General features: G+C 66.5%; 20 protein-coding genes and 1 pseudogene. 10 read left to right on the top strand and 11 right to left on the bottom strand.

All coding sequences use genetic code 11. The features are described 5' to 3' along the window. The first annotated feature begins 24 nt into the window (after nucleotides 1-24). Nucleotides 25-810 carry an SDR family oxidoreductase gene (locus QFZ46_RS04790; RefSeq protein WP_307358859.1) on the top strand — a complete coding sequence of 262 codons (786 nt, stop codon included), beginning with the start codon at nucleotides 25-27 and terminating at the stop codon, nucleotides 808-810. A gap of 123 nt (nucleotides 811-933) precedes the next feature. Here QFZ46_RS04790 and QFZ46_RS04785 read toward each other — a convergent pair whose 3' ends face one another. The 5 genes and pseudogenes from QFZ46_RS04785 to QFZ46_RS04765 form a co-directional block, all read right to left on the bottom strand. After that, on the bottom strand, nucleotides 934-2,142 hold the full coding sequence (locus QFZ46_RS04785; RefSeq protein ID WP_307358858.1) for an ABC transporter permease: 1,209 nt from the start codon (nucleotides 2,140-2,142) through the stop codon (nucleotides 934-936). Next, on the bottom strand, nucleotides 2,139-2,645 hold the full coding sequence (locus QFZ46_RS04780; protein WP_307358856.1) for an ABC transporter ATP-binding protein: 507 nt from the start codon (nucleotides 2,643-2,645) through the stop codon (nucleotides 2,139-2,141). Before QFZ46_RS04780 ends, QFZ46_RS04785 begins: the two co-directional genes overlap by 4 nt. A 40-nt stretch (nucleotides 2,646-2,685) precedes the next feature. Then, a pseudogene (locus QFZ46_RS04775) lies at nucleotides 2,686-2,769 on the bottom strand (ATP-binding cassette domain-containing protein); the annotation flags it as partial. 77 nt (nucleotides 2,770-2,846) lie between these two features. Beyond that, a complete protein-coding gene (locus QFZ46_RS04770) occupies nucleotides 2,847-3,902 on the bottom strand; it encodes a peptidoglycan-binding protein (protein ID WP_307358854.1) in 1,056 nt (351 codons plus the stop codon). Further along, nucleotides 3,899-4,660, bottom strand: a complete 762-nt coding sequence (locus QFZ46_RS04765) for a hypothetical protein (RefSeq protein WP_307358852.1) — start codon at nucleotides 4,658-4,660, stop codon at nucleotides 3,899-3,901. The genes QFZ46_RS04770 and QFZ46_RS04765 overlap by 4 nt, the downstream gene beginning before the upstream one ends. A 136-nt stretch (nucleotides 4,661-4,796) precedes the next feature. Between QFZ46_RS04765 and QFZ46_RS04760 the strand changes: the two genes are divergently transcribed. Both QFZ46_RS04760 and QFZ46_RS04755 read left to right on the top strand, forming a co-directional pair. Further along, nucleotides 4,797-5,462, top strand: coding sequence for a response regulator transcription factor (locus QFZ46_RS04760; protein WP_307358850.1), 666 nt, complete (start codon nucleotides 4,797-4,799; stop codon nucleotides 5,460-5,462). A gap of 5 nt (nucleotides 5,463-5,467) precedes the next feature. Beyond that, nucleotides 5,468-6,748 carry a sensor histidine kinase gene (locus tag QFZ46_RS04755; RefSeq protein WP_307358847.1) on the top strand — a complete coding sequence of 427 codons (1,281 nt, stop codon included), beginning with the start codon at nucleotides 5,468-5,470 and terminating at the stop codon, nucleotides 6,746-6,748. A gap of 30 nt (nucleotides 6,749-6,778) precedes the next feature. Here the strand turns inward: QFZ46_RS04755 and QFZ46_RS04750 are convergent, their stop codons facing one another. Next, entirely contained in the window at nucleotides 6,779-7,939 is a 1,161-nt protein-coding gene (locus tag QFZ46_RS04750) for a sensor histidine kinase (RefSeq protein WP_307358844.1), read from the bottom strand. 290 nt (nucleotides 7,940-8,229) lie between these two features. Here QFZ46_RS04750 and QFZ46_RS04745 point away from each other — a divergent pair, with 290 nt between their 5' ends. Together QFZ46_RS04745 and QFZ46_RS04740 are read left to right on the top strand one after the other, a co-directional pair. Beyond that, entirely contained in the window at nucleotides 8,230-8,880 is a 651-nt protein-coding gene (locus QFZ46_RS04745) for a response regulator (protein ID WP_307358842.1), read from the top strand. Between the two features lie 143 nt (nucleotides 8,881-9,023). Then, on the top strand, nucleotides 9,024-9,221 hold the full coding sequence (locus QFZ46_RS04740) for a hypothetical protein (protein ID WP_307358839.1): 198 nt from the start codon (nucleotides 9,024-9,026) through the stop codon (nucleotides 9,219-9,221). A gap of 29 nt (nucleotides 9,222-9,250) precedes the next feature. Here the strand turns inward: QFZ46_RS04740 and QFZ46_RS04735 are convergent, their stop codons facing one another. Then, on the bottom strand, nucleotides 9,251-10,945 hold the full coding sequence (locus QFZ46_RS04735) for a long-chain-fatty-acid--CoA ligase (protein WP_307358836.1): 1,695 nt from the start codon (nucleotides 10,943-10,945) through the stop codon (nucleotides 9,251-9,253). Nucleotides 10,946-10,995: 50 nt separating this feature from the next. Next, nucleotides 10,996-11,415, bottom strand: coding sequence for a nuclear transport factor 2 family protein (locus tag QFZ46_RS04730; protein WP_307358834.1), 420 nt, complete (start codon nucleotides 11,413-11,415; stop codon nucleotides 10,996-10,998). A gap of 83 nt (nucleotides 11,416-11,498) precedes the next feature. Here QFZ46_RS04730 and QFZ46_RS04725 point away from each other — a divergent pair, with 83 nt between their 5' ends. Further along, entirely contained in the window at nucleotides 11,499-11,882 is a 384-nt protein-coding gene (locus tag QFZ46_RS04725) for a winged helix-turn-helix transcriptional regulator (protein ID WP_307358832.1), read from the top strand. A 23-nt stretch (nucleotides 11,883-11,905) separates the two neighbouring features. On the opposite strand, the gene QFZ46_RS04720 is transcribed toward QFZ46_RS04725, so the two are convergent. Continuing rightward, on the bottom strand, nucleotides 11,906-12,538 hold the full coding sequence (locus tag QFZ46_RS04720; RefSeq protein WP_307358828.1) for an isochorismatase family protein: 633 nt from the start codon (nucleotides 12,536-12,538) through the stop codon (nucleotides 11,906-11,908). A 96-nt stretch (nucleotides 12,539-12,634) separates the two neighbouring features. On the opposite strand from QFZ46_RS04720, the gene QFZ46_RS04715 reads away from it, so the two are divergent. From QFZ46_RS04715 to QFZ46_RS04705, 3 genes are read left to right on the top strand one after another with little or no spacing between them, the layout of a single operon-like run. Then, nucleotides 12,635-13,615: a GlxA family transcriptional regulator gene (locus QFZ46_RS04715; protein WP_307358826.1), complete on the top strand. Its 981-nt coding sequence runs from the start codon at nucleotides 12,635-12,637 to the stop codon at nucleotides 13,613-13,615. Between the two features lie 46 nt (nucleotides 13,616-13,661). After that, the gene (locus QFZ46_RS04710) at nucleotides 13,662-14,420 is read left to right on the top strand and encodes a CPBP family intramembrane glutamic endopeptidase (protein ID WP_307358824.1); all 759 of its coding nucleotides are present in this window, start codon (nucleotides 13,662-13,664) and stop codon (nucleotides 14,418-14,420) included. A gap of 44 nt (nucleotides 14,421-14,464) precedes the next feature. After that, nucleotides 14,465-14,842, top strand: a complete 378-nt coding sequence (locus tag QFZ46_RS04705) for a YciI family protein (RefSeq protein ID WP_307358822.1) — start codon at nucleotides 14,465-14,467, stop codon at nucleotides 14,840-14,842. Between the two features lie 12 nt (nucleotides 14,843-14,854). Here QFZ46_RS04705 and QFZ46_RS04700 read toward each other — a convergent pair whose 3' ends face one another. Beyond that, complete coding sequence (locus QFZ46_RS04700; protein ID WP_307358821.1) at nucleotides 14,855-15,706, bottom strand: SDR family oxidoreductase; 852 nt, start codon at nucleotides 15,704-15,706, stop codon at nucleotides 14,855-14,857. 65 nt (nucleotides 15,707-15,771) lie between these two features. Between QFZ46_RS04700 and QFZ46_RS04695 the strand changes: the two genes are divergently transcribed. After that, complete coding sequence (locus QFZ46_RS04695; protein ID WP_307358819.1) at nucleotides 15,772-16,383, top strand: TetR/AcrR family transcriptional regulator; 612 nt, start codon at nucleotides 15,772-15,774, stop codon at nucleotides 16,381-16,383. 7 nt (nucleotides 16,384-16,390) lie between these two features. Here QFZ46_RS04695 and QFZ46_RS04690 read toward each other — a convergent pair whose 3' ends face one another. After that, a complete protein-coding gene (locus QFZ46_RS04690) occupies nucleotides 16,391-17,218 on the bottom strand; it encodes a helix-turn-helix transcriptional regulator (protein ID WP_307358815.1) in 828 nt (275 codons plus the stop codon). Between the last annotated feature and the right edge of the window lie 57 nt (nucleotides 17,219-17,275).

Raw genomic sequence — 17,275 nt, 5'->3', positions numbered from 1 at the left:
CCTATAAGAAAGGCAAGACAAGAAATGACTAGGACCTACGTCGTCACCGGGGCCGCATCGGGCATAGGCAAGGCCACCGTGGAACACCTCCGCGCACAGGGCCATACCGTGTTCGGGGTGGACATCCGCGATACCGACATCATCGCTGATCTCAGCACCGACGACGGCCGCGCATCCCTGGTGGAGCAGGCGAACCGCTTGTCAGGTGGGCGGCTCGATGGTGTCATCGCTGTCGCCGGCCTCGTCGCACCCAAGCCGATCACTGTTCGTGTGAACTACTTCGGCGCCAAAGCGACCCTTGAAAGCCTCCAGCCACTGTTGACCAAGTCCGACGCCCCCCGCGCGGCGGTGGTCGCGTCGATGGGCGCTCTCACAGAAGTCGACGATGATCTCCTCGCCCTACTTCTCGCCGACGACGAGCCGGGAGCAGTGGAAGCTGCCGAACGGCTCGGCACGACCACTCTGGCAACCGGCATGAGCCCGATCTACGCCACGACGAAGAATGCCATCGCTCGGTATGTGCGCATCCATGCAAAGGATGATCAGTGGTCCGGCGCCGGCATCGCACTGAACGCGATCGCTCCCGGTGTCATCGAGACCCCGATGGTCGCCGCCACCCTCGCCACCGAAGAAGGACGAGCCGCGATGGCCGAGGGTGCACCCGCTCCGCTCAACGGACCAGCCGCACCCCCGACTGCGCCTGCGGCGCTGCTCGCGTGGTTGACCAGCGAGGAGAACTCGTTCGTCACCGGCCAGATCATCTTCATCGACGGCGGAGCCGAGAGCATCCTGCGCCCGGAGCTCGTCTGACTCAGTCACACCGGTGAGGTCACCGCAGCGTCGGGACCGGTTCGCGCTGGAGCAGACCACCGCGAACCCGTCCACGTCCACAGGGGCTTCGCCCGATGGACGTGGACGGGCAGCGCCCCGCGGTCACACGGTCCGAAGGGCGGCTGTCGGTGACAGCCTCGCCGCGCTGATCGCGGGATAGAGGCCCGCGATCACGCCGACCACCAGCGCCACGATCGGGCCGCCGACGAGCACGGCCACCGGTATCGTCGCCGCCTGTCCCTGGATCGTCGCGTAGGCGAAGACTCCGAGCGCCCCGCAGATCACCCCGGCGAGGCCCCCCAGACCGCCGAGCACGATGGCCTCCGCCACGAATTGACCCGCGATCTGACTCGAGCGCGCGCCGAGGGCCCGCCGGAGTCCGATCTCCCCCCGGCGCTCCAGCACCGCCACCACCATGGTGTTGGCGATGCCGATGCCGCCCACGAGCAGGGCTATCGCCGCGAGGCCGACGGCGAGGCCGGACAGCGAGTCGTTCGCGGTGTCCCGCGCCCCGGCGAGATCGCCGACTCCGGTCACCTGCACGTAGGGCGAACTCGGGTTCGCCGCTCGGGCGATCGCGTCGCGGACCTTCTCCCCGGTGTCGCCGTCGGCCATGCGCACATAGATCGAGGCGATGGTGTCATCGCCCTTCGCCGACACATGCTCAGCCGCCCAGCGATCACCGAGGAATGCGCTCGCGTCGATGGATTCGGCGAGACCGGCCGAATCGAGGATTCCGATCACGGTGTACCACTGCTCGCCGATCCAGACGCGCACCCCCGGCTCCGTGACGCCCATCCGTGCGGCAGCCGCCGACCCGAGCACGGTCACCGGCAGTGACCGGTCGGTCTCGTCGAACCAGGAACCCTTCGCGATTGATCCCTCGACCGACGACAGGAAGTCCGGACTCGCCGCATACGCGGTCAACCCGTTGCCCTGACTCTTCGGGATGAGGTCGTTGCGGTAGACGCCGGTACCGTCCGGCACTTTCTCGAGCACACCCACCTGCTCGACGCCGCCGACCCTCTCGATCATCCCTGCAGCCGTCTCTGGCAGCGCGACCGGCTTGTTGTCGGGCCCGTAGCCGGGCTGCACGACGAGCATGTTCGCGCCGAGTTCGTCGAGCTCGGCCAGCAGTTCGGCCTGGTTGGATGCGGCGATGCCGGTGATGGCCGTGAGTGCCGCGATACCGACCGCCACACCGAGCGCCGACAGCGCCGTGCGCATCTTGCGGCTTCGTGGTCCGATGAGCGCCGTGCGGATGCTGTCCGCGATGGTGAGCCGCGGCATCCGCTCGCCCCTGCGCCTCATGCCGCCACCTCTTCCCGTTCGCGCTGACCCGTGTCGCTCACGATCCGTCCGTCATGAATGCTGACCTGCCGTTGCGCGCGCTCGGCGATATGCCCGTCGTGCGTGATGATCACGACCGCCGTGCCCGAATCGGCGATCGAGGTGAGCAGTTCGAGGATGCGCTCGCCGGTGGTCGAGTCGAGCGCCCCGGTCGGCTCATCGGCGAACAGCACTGACGGCTCCCCGACGATCGCCCTGGCGATCGCCACCCGCTGCTGTTCTCCACCGGAGAGCTGGCCCGGCCGATGCCTCATACGGGCACCGAGGCCGACCCGCTCCAGGGCAGCCGCCGCACGCACGGCACGCTCCGCCGCAGGCACCCCCGAATAGAGAAGCCCGAGTGCGACGTTGTCCACCGCGCTGAGCGCCGGCAGCAGGAAGAACTGCTGGAAGACGAACCCGATGCGGCGGGCGCGCAAGGACCGCGCGCTCGCGCTCGGCGAGAGCCGCGGCATCCGTTCCATCGATCAGCACGGTGCCGTTCGTCGGGTCGTCGAGGGTCCCCATGATCGCGAGCATCGTGCTCTTCCCGGACCCGGATGCTCCGACGACGGCGACCAGCTCGCCACGCTCGATCGCGAGGCTCATGCCGTGCAGCACTCGCAGCGGCGGGCTGCCGGGGTACTCCTTGATCACGTCGACGAGCTCGACGACGGTGCCCGGCGTCATTGCGCCACCACCACTGCGTCGCCGACGGCAAGTTCTCCGCCGACCACCTGCACCTTGGTATCGGCGATCAGACCGACCTCCACGGACACTCGTTCGACCTTGCCGCCCTTGCGCAGCACATCCACCGCATAGCCACCATCGGTCGTCGCCACGAGGGCAGTGACAGGCACGACGAGCGCATCCTTCACCTCCGAGGTCGCGAAAACGACCTTGACCGCCCGCAGCCCGATGCCCTCCGCGACGGCAGGATCATCGAACTCCACGTTCGCGGTGGCCGGCGTGGTCTCGCCCTCTGTCTCGGTCGGCTGGCCGCCGGGGTCGACGGCGGTCACCGTGGCCGGCGCCTCCGTGCCATCAGGGAGGATGACGGTGACCCGCGTCGCAGGCAGGATCTCACGCGCCTGTGCGTCGGTGAGCTTGACCACCACGCGCAGGGTGGTGCTCGTGTAGGTCAGCGGGCTCGCCTCGGCGGCATCGCCCAGCTGTGCCTTGACTGATTCGACGCGCACGGACGCCGCGGTGATCGCGACGACGTCGCCCAGCTTCACGACGCCGTCCTTCGTGACGCCGAGGGACTTCTGCCAGGCCTTGACGTTGGCTTCCGTCACCGCGGTGAACTCGTCGTCCACCGTCATGTCTTTTCCGAAGCCGAGGTCGGCGAGTGCCTGCTCCAGCTGACGGACGTCGGGACCGTTCTCGACGCCGAGACCCAGGTCGCGCCAGAAGGGCCGGTCGCCGCGCATAGCGATCACGGGCTTCCCATCGACCTCGTAGAGCACCTGTCCCACACCGATCACATCGCCGGCGGTCGGCAGACGCGTGATGGTTCCGCCGCGACCGGGCAGGGCGATGGACGCCCCGTAACTGAGGTTCCCGTTGAGCCTCAGGTCGGATGTGAGCGTGGTGAGCTCTGCCTCGGCGGTGACCGGCTTCTCGCTGTCGTCCGGAGTGTCGGCCGCAGAGCTCCACGGCTGCAGCACCGCAAGCGCCGCCGCCGCGGCCACGAGCAGCACCGCGACGGGCACGATCACCTTCGTCAGTCGGCGGCTCATTCGCTATCCCCTGACTGCAGGGGCGTCGCCGCCATGAAGGCGCCTTCGAAGTACTCGCCCACCAGAGCGAACCAGTCGAAGTCGGCGGATTCGACGCTCTCCGGCGTGAACATCGGCGGCATGTCGCCCACGGCCTCCGCGCACGCCTCGAGGAGCGTCCGCGCCTCGTCCTCGGTGATCCCGACCGGGAGCTCGAGCATGCCGTCGGCATCGGGGTCGGCGAAGTCCGTGAAGCCGTTCTCCCTCGCGCACGAGGCGAAGGCGAGCCCCGACTCGATGAGATCCTCCTGCGAGATCGACATCGTCTCCGCCCCCTCGGACGCCGACATGTCGGGCTCGGGCTGGGAGAATTCCGGGATCTCTTCTTCGCACTTCTCCCAGGCGGCACGCTGGCCGCCCTCTTCCGGATACCCGGACGCGGCAGTCGACGCGAGCCATGTGCCCTCATCGTCCGAGAAGACCATCGTCATGGCCATCTCGTCGCCTTCGCCTGCTTCCACGGACATCATGCTCTCGCTCGATTCGCCCATGGAACCGTCACCAGGTGCATCCGGCATCAGCAGACCCACCTGGCCGCCTTCGATGATCTTTGCCGTCTGACCCTCACCTGTGAGGCAGGTCACGAACCGGGTGGCGGCCGCATCGTCTGCGCCGTCATCCGCGTCGTCGGCGGGTGCGCCGGCGCATGCAGCGAGCGCGAAGAGCGCCAGGACAGCGGGCATCACCGCCAATGAACGGAGTGCTTTCGAGTCGAACATGACATTCCCTTTCTCGCGGTCGCAGCTCATCCGCGACGTGCAGTCAGTTCTACGGATGCGATGGTTTGCTTTGGGTATGACGGCACCTAACCGGGAACTAACCGCGGATCGCGCACCCTTGGAGACGGGAGGTGCCATGCGATTGCTGCTGGTGGAAGACGAGGCCGACCTGGCTGACACGCTGGCCGACGGCCTGCGCCGCGAGGGATATCTCGTGGATGTCGCACGCGACGGCGCGAGCGCGCTGACCGCGGCGGCATCGACCGACGTGGACGTGATCGTGCTCGACCGCGACCTGCCGGTGTTGAGCGGCGACGCGGTGTGCCGCACGCTGGTCTCGCAGGAATACCCGGCGCGCATCCTCATGCTCACCGCAGCCGGAACCCTCAACGACCGCGTCGAAGGACTCGACCTCGGTGCCGACGACTACCTCGCCAAGCCGTTCGCGTACGTCGAGCTGCTCGCCCGCATCCGCGCACTCGGCCGCCGGTCGCAATCAACTCGCCCGAACGCGGTCCTGGAGTCCGCTGGTGTGCGCCTGGACATCGTCCGGCGCATCGTTGAACGCGACGGCACACCGATCCGACTCACCCTCAAGGAGTTCGGGGTCCTCGAGACGCTGCTTGCCGCGGGGGGCGGCTACGTCAGCTCGGACGACCTGCTCGACGAGGTCTGGGATGAGCCGCGTGAACGCACGCGCGGCGTGGTCAAGATCGTGGTGCACACGCTGCGTCGTAAACTCGGGTCGCCCGCGGTCATCCAGTCCGCGGCGGGCCACGGCTACCGAGTGGGGACGGCATGAGACGCATGAGCTTCCGCACCCGGTTGGTGATCATCATCGCCGGGGTGTTCATCGCTGCGGGCGCGGCACTGCTCACCGTGCAGTACCTGGTGGTGCAGCAGCTGTTCTCCTCGGCGATCACCATGACAGCCGAGAGTTGCGTGCCCGCGCTTTCGGTCACACGTGTTGTTGACGGGACGACGGGAGGCGATGAGACGGACTTCAGCGATGTCGAGCCCCTCACCGACAGCTCCGGGATGTCGTACGGGACCGCCGGCGACGGCTGCAGCTACTTCGCCGACACCACCGCCGACTTCCAGCTGGCCACCCCGATGGCGTCGCTGTCGGTGGACGCGGCGGAAGCGGTCGAGGGCGCAGTGCTCCAGCAGTCGACGTTCCTCGCCGATGAGGTCGGCGGCGGGCTGCTGCTGTGGTCGGTCGTGGTGCTCGTGGGCTTCACAGGCGTCGCCGCCGCGATCGCGTTCTGGCTCGCGCGTCGTTCGCTCGACCGCATCGGCGAGGTCACGGCTGCAGCGCGGGACATCTCCGAGCGCGATCTCGGTCGTCGACTCGACCTGCCGGGGCCGGACGACGAGATCAAGGAGCTGGGAGACACGATCGACGGGATGCTCGACCGGCTGCAGTCGGCCTTCACCGCACAGGATCGGTTCGTGGCGAACGCGTCGCACGAGCTGCGCACCCCGCTGACCACCACTCGAACAGCCTTGGAGATCCCGCTCGAGCAGGGCGTCGTCCCGGAGGCGCTTCAGCTGAACATGCAGCGAGCGCTGCGGGCCACCGACCAGAGCGAACGGCTCATCGCGGCGCTGCTCGCTCTCGCTCGTTCGCACAACGGGCTCGAGCATGTCGAGCCGGTCGAACTCGGTGTGCTCATCGAGGAGGAGATCGAGGACCTGGACTCTCAGGAGATCGCGGTGCACACGAACCTCCGCGACGTCACCGTCGATGGCGACATGATCCTGTTGGCCAGGGCCGTGCGCAATCTTCTCGAGAACGGCATCCGTCATAACGCCCCGGGCGGCGAGCTCTGGGTCCGATGCCGACGCGAGCGGGGACGCGCCATCGTCGAAGTCGAGAACACCGGTGCCCCGATTGCCCCGGCCACGCTGGAGCTGCTCACTGAGCCGTTCTACCGTGGCGATGCGAGTCGCACGTCTGCAGGCCCCGACGGCACCGGTCTCGGGCTGGCGATCGTGCAGAGCATCGCGAAGACGCACGGCGGCGAGGTGCGTCTGCGCGCCCGCAGGGGCGGCGGCTTGATCACCTCGCTCGTTCTCCCGCTCTGACCCGCGGAATCGGGCGTCCTGCACCCGCTCTCAGTGCGTTTCGTCGACGGGCGCCGGCACTGTCGCCCGCAGAGTCCACCCGTCTGACATCTGAACAGATTCCAGTTCGCCGTGATTCTGCGCGAGGCGCTGTCGCGCGCGCTTCAGGCCCCGACCGCTCGCTGGACTGTCCGACGGCGTCGTCGATGAAGGAGCGAGGTTCGTCACGACGAGCTCCATCGCATCGCCGTGTTCGAGTATGTCTATGCTCGCGGACTGCGATCGCGGGGCGTGTTTCATGATGTTCGTCACCGCCTCGATCGCGGTCTCCGTGAGCACCCGCTCTGCCGCTGGAGTGACGCTGAGCGGGGTGCGCGGGGCGGTGACCCGCGTCGGGATCCCGGCATCGTTCAGTAGCGCCCCGAGGGACGAGATCGCCTCCACGACGTTCCCGTCATATCGCGTCGGGTGGGACTCAGGCCCTTCGGTCGCAGTGTCCCGCATCAATGAGAGTAGAGATTGGATGCTCTGGAGAGCCTGCTCGGCGGAGTCCTCGATCGTGGTGAGGGAGAGTTGACGCGCCGCATCATCCGGCTGCTTCGGCAGCGCGCGGGCGTGGAAGAGGATGAGCGTGAGGTCATGAGCGATCCCATCGTGGAGCTCGTCTGCGATCCGCTCCTGCTCCTCGCGGGCGATCGCCTCGAGATCCTGCTCCACCCGCTCGCGTTCAGCGAGAAGGATCGTCTCTCGCGCAGCGACGAGACGGAACGCGAGGCCGGCCAGGAACGCGATCACCGCGATGCCCGCTATGGCGTAGATACCGCCCTGAGTCAGCGTCGAACTGCTGGTGGCGACGTAAGCGCTGAGCGCACCCAGCAGAACCACATGCGCGATGATGACCCACGCAACGCAGGTCGCGGTGACCAGGCTGAGCGCGATCGCGAGTTCAAGGAGGTCTCCGCCGCTGCCGGTGAACACGACCCCGATGCTGCTGATGAGCATGACGATGTATGCCGCAGTCGACGGACGCCAGGCGAAAGCGGCCAGACCCGCGTAGAAGGCGATCGCAAGAAGATCGAGTCGCGTGAATTCACCGCTGGCGACGATGAACCCGACGGCGACGCCGACGAGCACGACGACCGCCGCGATCAGCAACAGCCTGGCGACGGGATGGAGCGTGCGCTGCTCCCAGAACCTGCGACTGCGGATCATCCGTCCGACGGACAGTCGCGTGCTGTCCCCAGCGTTCAGCCGCCGACGGTGCTCGGGGGTCAACGACTCAGGCACAGATGCCGAAAACTTGGCACAGCCACTGCCCGAGATCGGCGTTCGCACCGGTGATCATCCCAAGGAGGGTCTGCGTGCCGAGCAGGTTCAGTCCCACGCTCTTCTCCTTCAGTCGGAATGCTGATCCGACCACCCTACGTCTCGTGGACTCCTAGTCGCGAGAACGTGGCCCCAGGGCCAGGGCTTCGCCGGCAACCTCGCGATACCGTAAAGAGGTGAGTGAAGTCGTCCGCGTTCTCGTCGTCGACGACGAAGCGCTGGTGAGGCACGCTCTGCGCGCGTTCATCGCGGACGACGACCGGGTCGTGCTCGTCGGCGAAGCGACCGACGGCTCCGAAGTCGTCGAAGCGTGCAAGGCGGCGAGTCCTGATGTCGTCCTGATGGACATCAAGATGCGCGAGGTCGGCGGAGTCGAGGCGACCAAGCGTGTGCTGGATTGGAACCCGCATTGCCGCGTCGTGGCGCTCACGACTTTCACCACGGAGTGGCGTGCGCTCGAGGTACTGCGGGCCGGGGCGTGCGGGTATCTCGTGAAGAACTCCACCCCGGAACAGATCATCGATGCCATCGTGGCTGCTCACGCCGGCGACCGTGTCGTCTCCCCCGAGGTGCAGGAGCGATTCGTGCGGGCGGCGATCGAGGCGGGCGAGAATCAGGTCGCTGAAGCGCCTGCGCTGAGCGATCGCGAACGGGAGATCATCGAGCTGATCGCCAGAGGTCTCTCCAACGCCGAGATCGCCGACGCGCTCCACTATGCCGAAGGCACTGTGAAGGCCGACATCCGTCATATCAACCACCTGTGGGACGTCGAGAACCGCCTGCAGATCGTCCTCCGGGCCACCGCGCTCGGCATCATCAGCCTCTGAATCAGCGCCCGCAGAATCTAGCCCCAGGGCCACGAAGCGGTCGGCCGTCTTGATGAGCCCGCGGGCAACGGTCACGATGGATGCGGGTAACGCCGTCGGTGAAGCCCGTCCGCGATCACTGCGGTCCGAGCAGAGAGACGACGATGACCCAGACAATCACCCAGCGCCTGACCATCGCGCTCCCACTCGTCGGCGTCGCGTTCCTGCTCGCATCGTTGTTCCTGCCGGTGCAGTTCGCAGCGATCGCTTGGGGCCTCGCGATGATCAGCTTTCTCGTCGCTCTGACATGCGCGCTTCTCGAACAGCGCCGTCGCAAAGCGGAACGATCCGCAGCTCGATAGGAAGTCAGTGCGCTGAGCGCGGCTCCCGCTCAGGCGAGCAATTGCTCCCGCACTTGGCGACGGAGCACCTTGCCGATGAGTGAGCGGGGGAGGTCGTCGACGACGGTGATGCGCCGGGGCACCTTGTACGGGGTGAGCCGGGTGCGGCAGAAGTCCCGCAGTGCATCCGCGTTGAGCTCGGCGCCCTCTCGGAGCACGACGGCAGCGGCGACTTCCTCGCTTCCGCTGGATCTCGGGAGGCCCACGACGGCGGCAGCGACGACGTCGGGATGCGCCTCCAATGCACTCTCCACCTCGCTGGGCGACACGTTGAAGCCGCCGGTGATGATGAGCTCCTTGAGTCGGTCGACGATCGTCACGAACCCGTCGGCGGAGACCTCGGCGATGTCCCCGGTGCGAAGCCAGCCGTCTGCAAGCAGGGCGTCGGCGGTGTCTCCCGGACGCCTCCAGTACCCCTGGAAGATCTGCGGACCGCGGACGAGGAGTTCGCCGCGCTCGCCGGCCGGCATGTCGACGGCAGGGTCCGCGGGGTCGACGACACGGATCTCGGTACTCGGAAACGGCACGCCGACAGTTCCGGGACGGCGGGTGGTTCCCATCGGGTTGCCGAGCGCGACGGGTGAACTCTCGGTCATGCCATAGCCTTCGACGAGAAGACCCCCGGTCGCCTCCTCCCAGCGCTGCACCGTTGCGACGGGAAGGCTCATCGCGCCGGATATCGCGAACCTGACCGTCGAGAGATCGATGGTCCCACGGGACGCCGCGCGGGCCAGCGCGTCATAGATCGGCGGTACGGCCGGAAGGAAGGTCGGCGGGCTGGAGCGCGCCGCCTCCGTGACCAGACCCAGATCGAATGCCGGGAAGAGGACGAGTCTCGCTCCGATGCTCATCGCGAAGGTCAGGCACAGCGTCATGCCGTAGGCATGGAACAACGGCAGTACGGCGTAGAACGTCTCCTCGCCATCGACGAGTCCCGGCACCCATGCGCGCCCCTGCATCGCATTGGCGCGGAGGTTCGAATGGGTGAGGATCGCTCCTTTCGGAGTGCCCGTGGTCCCGCTCGTGTACTGCAGCAGCGCGGTGTCACCCAGCCTCGGCCCTGCTACGCGCCGCGAGAGCCGCTTGTGACTGACCAACTGCTTCCAAGCGACGAGGTGTCGTGCTTTCGGAGTGCCGGTCAACTTCGCTCTGGCCGCACGCGCCTTCGGCACCGGCAGGCGGAGTGCCAGGCGCTTTGAGATGGGCATCGCCGCCGTGATGTCGACGCTCACGATGTGCTCGATCTTGAGGTCTGCGGGAAAGTCGGCCACATTGTCGACGGCCTTGTCCCAGACGATCGCGACGCGCGCACCGTGATCCTCGAACTGGTGCCTCAGCTCTCGCGGCGTGTAGAGCGGGTTGTGCTCGACCACGATCGCACCGAGACGGAGCGCTGCGTAGAAGGCGACGACGTGCTGCGGACAGTTGGGCAACACCAGGGCGACTCGGTCACCTTTACCGACTCCGATTCGCCGTAACCCCTCCGCCGCGCGTTCGATCTGCTCTCCGAGATCGCGGTACGTCGTGACGGCACCGAAGAATTCGAGCGCCGGACGTCTCCCGAACGCCTTCACGCTCGCCGACATCATCTCCGACAAGGTCTGCGTCGGCTCTGGGATCTCCGCCGGCACGTCTTCCGCATAGGAATCGAGCCATGGCCGTGATTCGAGTGGATGGGCGGTCATGATTCCATCCTGCCTCGAACCCTGCTGTCTGTCAGCCGTCTGCGATCCCGTCAGTCCTGTTCGCTGATCGTCCCCTGCCCCCAGAAGGCGTCCTCGCTCGCGGCATCCTCGGAGAACAGATGCACCTCGACGATCTTTCCGTCGCGGACCGTGAGCAGATCGATGCCGGCCATGTCCATCGCGGCATCCGCTCGGTGTCCGGAGAAACGAACGGGCACGGCGACGAGCTCGCCATTGACCATCGCCGGGCCGGTGACGAAGAGCGCGAAGGTTCCTTCGCTGGTCTCGGTCATACCGCCGAGAAGCGCGCCGACCCCCTCCAGCCCGGTGTGCGTGCCGGAGAACCGGTTCGATCCGGGCTGGTGCCATACGACGCTGTCGCTGAACTGCGCCATGACAGTGGGAAAGTCGCCGCGTCCGAGGGCGTCGAAATATGTGTTGGCAACGGTTTCGGGGGTCGCATCGGTCATCTTTGTCTCCTTCGTCGGGGGGATGCTGCAATGATTACATTTGGTAACCTGTTACCTCAACGTAACCATGGAGAGAAGTTCTGATGTCCGATCCGGTGTGGAACGTCATGTTGGCCAGTTGCCCCTCGCGCACCTCGCTGGCGAGGGTCGCGAACAAGTGGACGGCCATGATCGTGATCGCACTGAGCGACGGGCCGGCCCGGTTCGGCGCCATCCGTGACAGAGTGGGCGGCATCAGCGGCAAAGTGCTCGCAGATACCCTTCGGGACCTCGAGCGCGACGGCCTGCTGACGCGAACCGCGTATGACGAGATGCCTCCTCGGGTGGAGTACGAGCTCACGCTCCTCGGCCTGACTCTTCGCGAGCCGCTCACCGCGCTGGGTCGGTGGGCCGAGCACCATATCGAGGAAGTGCTCGTCGCCCGCGATGCCTACGATCAGCGCTCTGCGGACCCCGTCACGAGCTGAGCGCGCACGCAACGGGGTGGGCGTCAGGCATGAGCGGAGGCGCCCCGGGCAGCCGACTCGGGCAGGTTCCCCTTGCGAAGGGGCGTGCCCGTCTCGAGCGCCTCGACCCAGGTCGCGGCCGGAGCGACGGCGGCCCAGTTCGAGTTCAGCAGAGCCATCAGGGTCGTGTGCACGGTCTCGGCGTCGACCGATCCTGCGTCGTTGGCGATGTCGATGGCCCCGGTAGCATCGGCGATCACCTCTACCGTGATGCCGCGGGTTTCGGCGTCCGCCGCCGTGGCGAGCACGCAGTTGTTCGTCATGTAGCCGACCAGGGTGATCGTGTCGATATGAGCCTCGACGAGCCATTCGTGCAGGCCGGTGCCGGGAAAGACCGAGCTGTGATTCTTGACGATCTTCTTCCACGCATTCGAATCGCGATCCTCCAGCGACGCGTGCAGCCGGAATTGCGGCGTCGTCGGATTGAACACCGGCGCGTCGTCTCCCGCGGTGTGCTGCACCATGACCACCGGGATCCCGGCCTGTTCTGCGGCGTTGATGGCATAGGCGATCCGCTGGATCGATTCCTCCCGCGGCGGATACTGGATGCGCAGGAGGCCGGTGAAGTATTCCTGCTGAGGGTCGATGACGACGAGGGCGCGACGGGGAGCGGGCATGAGTTCTCCTGGTGGACGTGAGCGGATCTTGCCATCCAGCCTCCGCCACGCGAACCCGTGCCACAATTGGCACGTATGCACAATAACGATGAGTCCGTGCCAAAGCGCGGGATGAGGATCGCCGTCTACGCGTTCGAAGGCGCGACGATGTTCCATCTCTCCGTCCCGCCCATGGTCTTCGGCGAGGTGACTCGCCAGCATCTCGCGGAGTGGGAGACCATCCTGTTCAACGAACAGGGCGCGGACATCACCACTGCCGAGGGGTATCGGATCGGTGGGATCCACGACCTCGAAGATGCGTCCGGCGCAGATCTGATCGTGATCGCCTCTTGGTACAGCGACCTCCGGGCTCCGTCCGCGCCGCTGGTCGAGATGTTGCGGCACGCGCACAGGAGCGGCGCAGCGGTTGCCGGTCTCTGTCTCGGTGCATTCCCGGTCGCAGACAGTGGTCTGCTCGGATCCCGCCCGGCCGTCACCCATTGGCATTCCCTCGACGAGTTCAGCTCTCGTCACCCAGGAACAGAGATCGACCGTACTGTGCTGTACATCGATCACGGCGACGTGATGACGTCGGCTGGCACTGCCGCAGCCATCGATGCCTGTCTTCATTTCGTTCGTTCCCATCTCGGGTCGGATGCGGCGAATCAGGTGGCGCGCAGCCTCGTCGTCGCGCCGCATCGCAGCGGGGGGCAGGCGCAGTACATCCACCGACCCGTCCCGGAGCTGAACTCCCTGAGTCCGATCTCCGAGGCCCTCGACTGGGCGACCCGGCATCTTGAGGAGCGGATAGGTGTTGCTGACATGGCGCGCGCTGCGCGGATGAGCCTTCGCAGTTTCATCCGCGCGTTCAAAGAGAGCACCGGAAACACGCCGGCGGCCTGGTTGCGCGAACGTCGCCTGGATGAAGCTAGACGGCTGCTTGAACTCACGGATCTCGGCATCGACGGCATCGCGTCGAGGTGCGGTTTCGCCAGCCCCGTGACGTTGAGGCAGAACTTCGGGGTCGCGTACGCCACGACGCCCTCCGAGTACCGACGCCGCTTCAACGCCCAACGGAGAATCGGCTCCGCAGCCTGATCTTCCCGTTCACGCGGGGTTCACCGCGCATCCCTAACGTGAGCGAGTGAATCACGACCGCTGGCGCGCAATAGGCTTCGGCCTCGGTGTGCATTTCCTACGATTCGGCGTGATCATGGGAGCTCTCGCGCTGGCTCCCTTGCTGGGCATCTCGGGCTGGTACCTGGGCCTCGCGGCAAATGTCGCCTGTGTGGTCTTCGCCGTCGTGCTCGTGAGCGTACGAGGGCTCTGGCGTCGCGCCGGCTTGTTCGCACTGTGGCGTGGGCGCACCGCTCTGCTCCTTCTTCTGCCGTTCGTGATCGAGGTGCTGCTGTGGGCGGTGCCAGGTGGTCTCGTCGAACGCCCGCCCGGGTTCGGGCTGTGGGCACTCACCCTGCTCATGGTCGGCCTCAATGAAGAGCTCATCAGCCGCGTCGTGGTGCTGGAGAGGATGCGAGAGTCGTGCGGACCCGTCGGTGCTGTGGCACTCACCGGCGCTCTCTTCGGTCTGCAGCACCTCTCCGCGTTCGCCACCTCGAACCGCACGGTCGATGATGTACTCCTCAACGTCGTCGTCTCGGCGTGTTACGGGATCGGGCTGGCCGCGTTCCAGTATCGATTCCGCTGGGTGCTCCCGCTCGTGCTCGTGCACGGCGGTGCTGACTTCACGACGATCCTCTCGGCGAATCCGCTTCCGGATGCCGTCGTCGTGATCACCTGCGTCGCCTTCGTCGCGACCGCAGCGCTGACCCTGCGTCCGCTGCTGGGGTCGAGAAGAAATTCTTCGGACGATGTCGATCCGCGCGTCATCCATTCGACGTACTAGTGAGAGGGCCGACATCCCGTGGCCCAGAACCGAGAGGATCAATCATGACTCAGTACTTCTTGACCGTGCCGCACGACTCGGCGACCGAACCGACGATGGAGTCGATGCAGGAGTTCGACCCGGCGGAGCTCGCCGCTGTCATGGCGGCAGTCGATGAGTTCAACACCGTGCTGAAAGACTCCGGTGCTCTGGTCTTTGCCGGCGGCCTGTACCCGCCTTCGACCGCGAAGACCGTCGATGTCTCCTCTGGTCAGACGCAGGTGCTGGACGAGCCGTTCGTGGAAGCGGCGTCTTACGTGGGTGGCTTCTGGGTGATCGAAGCCGCTGATGCCGACGCCGCCGTCGAATGGGCGATCAAGGCATCGAACGCGCTGCAGTGCCGCATCGAGGTGCGTGCGTTGCAGGAGGAACCGGAGGCGTAGGCGACCGCGGGATCAGCTGGTCTGCTGACGTCGTGATTCGCGCAGCATCGACACGATCTCGCGGGGGCGATAGCGCAGATACCGCCCCTGCGGTCGTGATCCGCGCGTGAGCGCGTCTGTTCCGCCGTCGCAGTAGATGATCTGTCCCGTCATGAACCGGTTCTCGGGCGAGGCCAGGTGCACGAGCAGATCGGCGACGGGCCCGACCGGGCCCGGAATGCCGAGGGGTTGCGGCAGCGCGATTTCCAGCAGAGCGCGGTCGCGCTCCCAGGTGCGCATGACGATGTCGGTGGCGATGATGCCCGGTGCCACTGCATTGAGGACGACTCCTCGGCCGGCCCACTCAGGGGCCACGGATGCGGCTCGGACCCAGTGATTGAGAGCGATCTTGCTCGAGCGATAGATCTGACTGCCGCGTCCGGTGCGCACGAGACGGTGCGCCGTGGCGAGAGCTTTCGCCTCATCCCCGCGAATGCAGGCGCGCAGGAGAGCGCGGCTGCCGCGGTTGAGTGTCGAGGACGATGACACGACGACCGCGGAAGGGGCCTCCGAGGCGGCGAGTGACTCGCGAAGCCCTTCCAGAACTGCAATCGTCCCGAAGTAGTTGAGCGCGATCGTCTCCGCTCGGGCGGATCCCATTCCCGCAGCGGCGACCAGACCATCCAATCTGCCGTCGCCGCGCGCACGGACCTCATCGAGCAGATGAGCCCGCCCGGAGGGTGCGGTCAGGTCGGCCTGCACATCGACCGAGCCGCCCATCCCGCAGGTGATCACCTCGCCTCGAGCGGCGAGCCGCTCGGCCACCGCCTTGCCGAGACCGGAGTCTGCACCGGTGACGACGTAAATCCGCGCTCTGGATCCCATGCTCCAATCCTGAGCTAATAATTGCATATCTGCAATCTTCTGCCGAAGACCCGTAGATTTGACGCATGTCACCGAACATCGCGAACGGGCATGAGGCGCGTCGTCGGCGCACACGCCGGGCGCTTCTGGACAGCGCACTGCACCTGTTCGAATCCCAGGGCTACTCCGAGACGACGGTTGCCGAGATCGTGCATCGCGCGGGAGTATCGGAGCGCACCTTCTACGTGCATTTCCCCGCGAAGGAAGATCTGCTCTTCTCTCACGTGCAGGATTTTGCGGAGCTGGCATGGCGCGTAGCCCACGAGGCTGACTCACCGCGACCCGTCGACAGGGTCCACGCTGCTGTCCAGGCCATGATCGACGCAGCGTGCCGTGGTGACGTCGCGCGGCTCGCTCGCATTCGTGTGAATGCGGCGCTGGGTGGAGAGATTCCACGATCGCTCGCTGCGCAGCTGATGAACCTCGCGCGGGGACTCGCCACACGAATCGCTGCGGAGACTGATACTCCCGTTGAGACGGTCGCGCCGATGGTCGGCGCCGCGATCGGCGCCGTCGAAGGCGCAGGGTTGATGAGATTCAGCGATGTGGAGACTGGCGGGAGCAGGCACGAAGAGATGAGTCGAGCACTGAATGCTGCGCTGCACGGCTTCCGTCCGCAGAGCACCGTGGATCCTTGAGACGCCGCTAGCGGGCCAGCGCGAGCGCTGTCAGCTCGGCTCTCGTGCTGGCGCCGACTTTCCGCAGCAGGTTCGACACGTGGAACTTGACGGTGTTCGCGCTGATCCCGAGTTGGACGGCGATCGCCTGGTTGCGCTCCCCAGCGGTGACGAGGCGCAGCACATCGTGCTCGCGCGTCGTGAGGGATGCACCGTCGGCGAGCGGCTTGGTGTCAGAACGGGGATCCAGCGGGAGACGCACATCGACGGAGGACCCCCACCCCGGGGTGGCGTCGACGCGCAGAACGCCATCCAACGATGTGACTCGCTCGGCGATCGGCCGAAGCGTCTCATCGTGCACGGTCAGATCGCCAGGCCCGTCGTCCCGGATGCTGACCAGAAGGTTCAGCCCGTCGCAGTCCCACTGCACCCGAACACGGTGCACATCGCCCCCGTCGACCAGCCCGAGGATGGTGTTGCGGACGATCGCCCGCGCGGCGTGGGCGACCTCGCTGGGCAATGCGCGTCCTGTGGCCGGCGGCTCGACGAACTGGATCTCGAGTGAACCGAAACGCTCCAGGGGTCGCAGGTCGCTTCGCAATCGAGCGAACGCTCCGACGACCGGTTCGAGTATCGAGCTTCGCTGTTCGTCGGCCTCGGTCCGCAACCGCACCAGCGCTGACGCCGCGGTGTCTATCGCGGATGACCGCGCTGACTTGTCATCAAGCCGCGGCGAGCGCAGGATCGCCAGTAGCGACTCGAGCTCCAGCGCGTGGCGATCCGCCTGATCCGCGACGGTCCGATCGAGATCCACCAGCAGCCGACGTGAGCCGGGGGAAGCCTCTTCGCTGTCCATGGCACCAACCTACCCGGAAGGCCCCCACCCGTCTGGGCGGGAGCCGACCTCGATAGT

This window comes from Microbacterium murale, assembly GCF_030815955.1.
GTDB lineage: Bacteria > Actinomycetota > Actinomycetes > Actinomycetales > Microbacteriaceae > Microbacterium > Microbacterium murale_A.
This window is presented reverse-complemented; position numbering and strand designations above follow the sequence as displayed.

What these genes read in the sequence shown, in the direction of transcription:
- QFZ46_RS04770 (WP_307358854.1), bottom strand. Translation starts at nt 3,902, where the DNA reads ATGAGCCGCCGACTGACGAAGGTGATCGTGCCCGTCGCGGTGCTGCTC.
- QFZ46_RS04730 (WP_307358834.1), bottom strand. Translation starts at nt 11,415, where the DNA reads ATGACCGATGCGACCCCCGAAACCGTTGCCAACACATATTTCGACGCC.
- QFZ46_RS04690 (WP_307358815.1), bottom strand. Translation starts at nt 17,218, where the DNA reads ATGGACAGCGAAGAGGCTTCCCCCGGCTCACGTCGGCTGCTGGTGGAT.
- QFZ46_RS04790 (WP_307358859.1), top strand. Translation starts at nt 25, where the DNA reads ATGACTAGGACCTACGTCGTCACCGGGGCCGCATCGGGCATAGGCAAG.
- QFZ46_RS04740 (WP_307358839.1), top strand. Translation starts at nt 9,024, where the DNA reads ATGACCCAGACAATCACCCAGCGCCTGACCATCGCGCTCCCACTCGTC.
- QFZ46_RS04765 (WP_307358852.1), bottom strand. Translation starts at nt 4,660, where the DNA reads ATGTTCGACTCGAAAGCACTCCGTTCATTGGCGGTGATGCCCGCTGTC.
- QFZ46_RS04735 (WP_307358836.1), bottom strand. Translation starts at nt 10,945, where the DNA reads ATGACCGCCCATCCACTCGAATCACGGCCATGGCTCGATTCCTATGCG.
- QFZ46_RS04755 (WP_307358847.1), top strand. Translation starts at nt 5,468, where the DNA reads ATGAGCTTCCGCACCCGGTTGGTGATCATCATCGCCGGGGTGTTCATC.
- QFZ46_RS04700 (WP_307358821.1), bottom strand. Translation starts at nt 15,706, where the DNA reads ATGGGATCCAGAGCGCGGATTTACGTCGTCACCGGTGCAGACTCCGGT.
- QFZ46_RS04780 (WP_307358856.1), bottom strand. Translation starts at nt 2,645, where the DNA reads ATGGAACGGATGCCGCGGCTCTCGCCGAGCGCGAGCGCGCGGTCCTTG.
- QFZ46_RS04720 (WP_307358828.1), bottom strand. Translation starts at nt 12,538, where the DNA reads ATGCCCGCTCCCCGTCGCGCCCTCGTCGTCATCGACCCTCAGCAGGAA.
- QFZ46_RS04705 (WP_307358822.1), top strand. Translation starts at nt 14,465, where the DNA reads ATGACTCAGTACTTCTTGACCGTGCCGCACGACTCGGCGACCGAACCG.
- QFZ46_RS04785 (WP_307358858.1), bottom strand. Translation starts at nt 2,142, where the DNA reads ATGAGGCGCAGGGGCGAGCGGATGCCGCGGCTCACCATCGCGGACAGC.
- QFZ46_RS04695 (WP_307358819.1), top strand. Translation starts at nt 15,772, where the DNA reads ATGTCACCGAACATCGCGAACGGGCATGAGGCGCGTCGTCGGCGCACA.
- QFZ46_RS04725 (WP_307358832.1), top strand. Translation starts at nt 11,499, where the DNA reads ATGTCCGATCCGGTGTGGAACGTCATGTTGGCCAGTTGCCCCTCGCGC.
- QFZ46_RS04750 (WP_307358844.1), bottom strand. Translation starts at nt 7,939, where the DNA reads ATGATCCGCAGTCGCAGGTTCTGGGAGCAGCGCACGCTCCATCCCGTC.
- QFZ46_RS04760 (WP_307358850.1), top strand. Translation starts at nt 4,797, where the DNA reads ATGCGATTGCTGCTGGTGGAAGACGAGGCCGACCTGGCTGACACGCTG.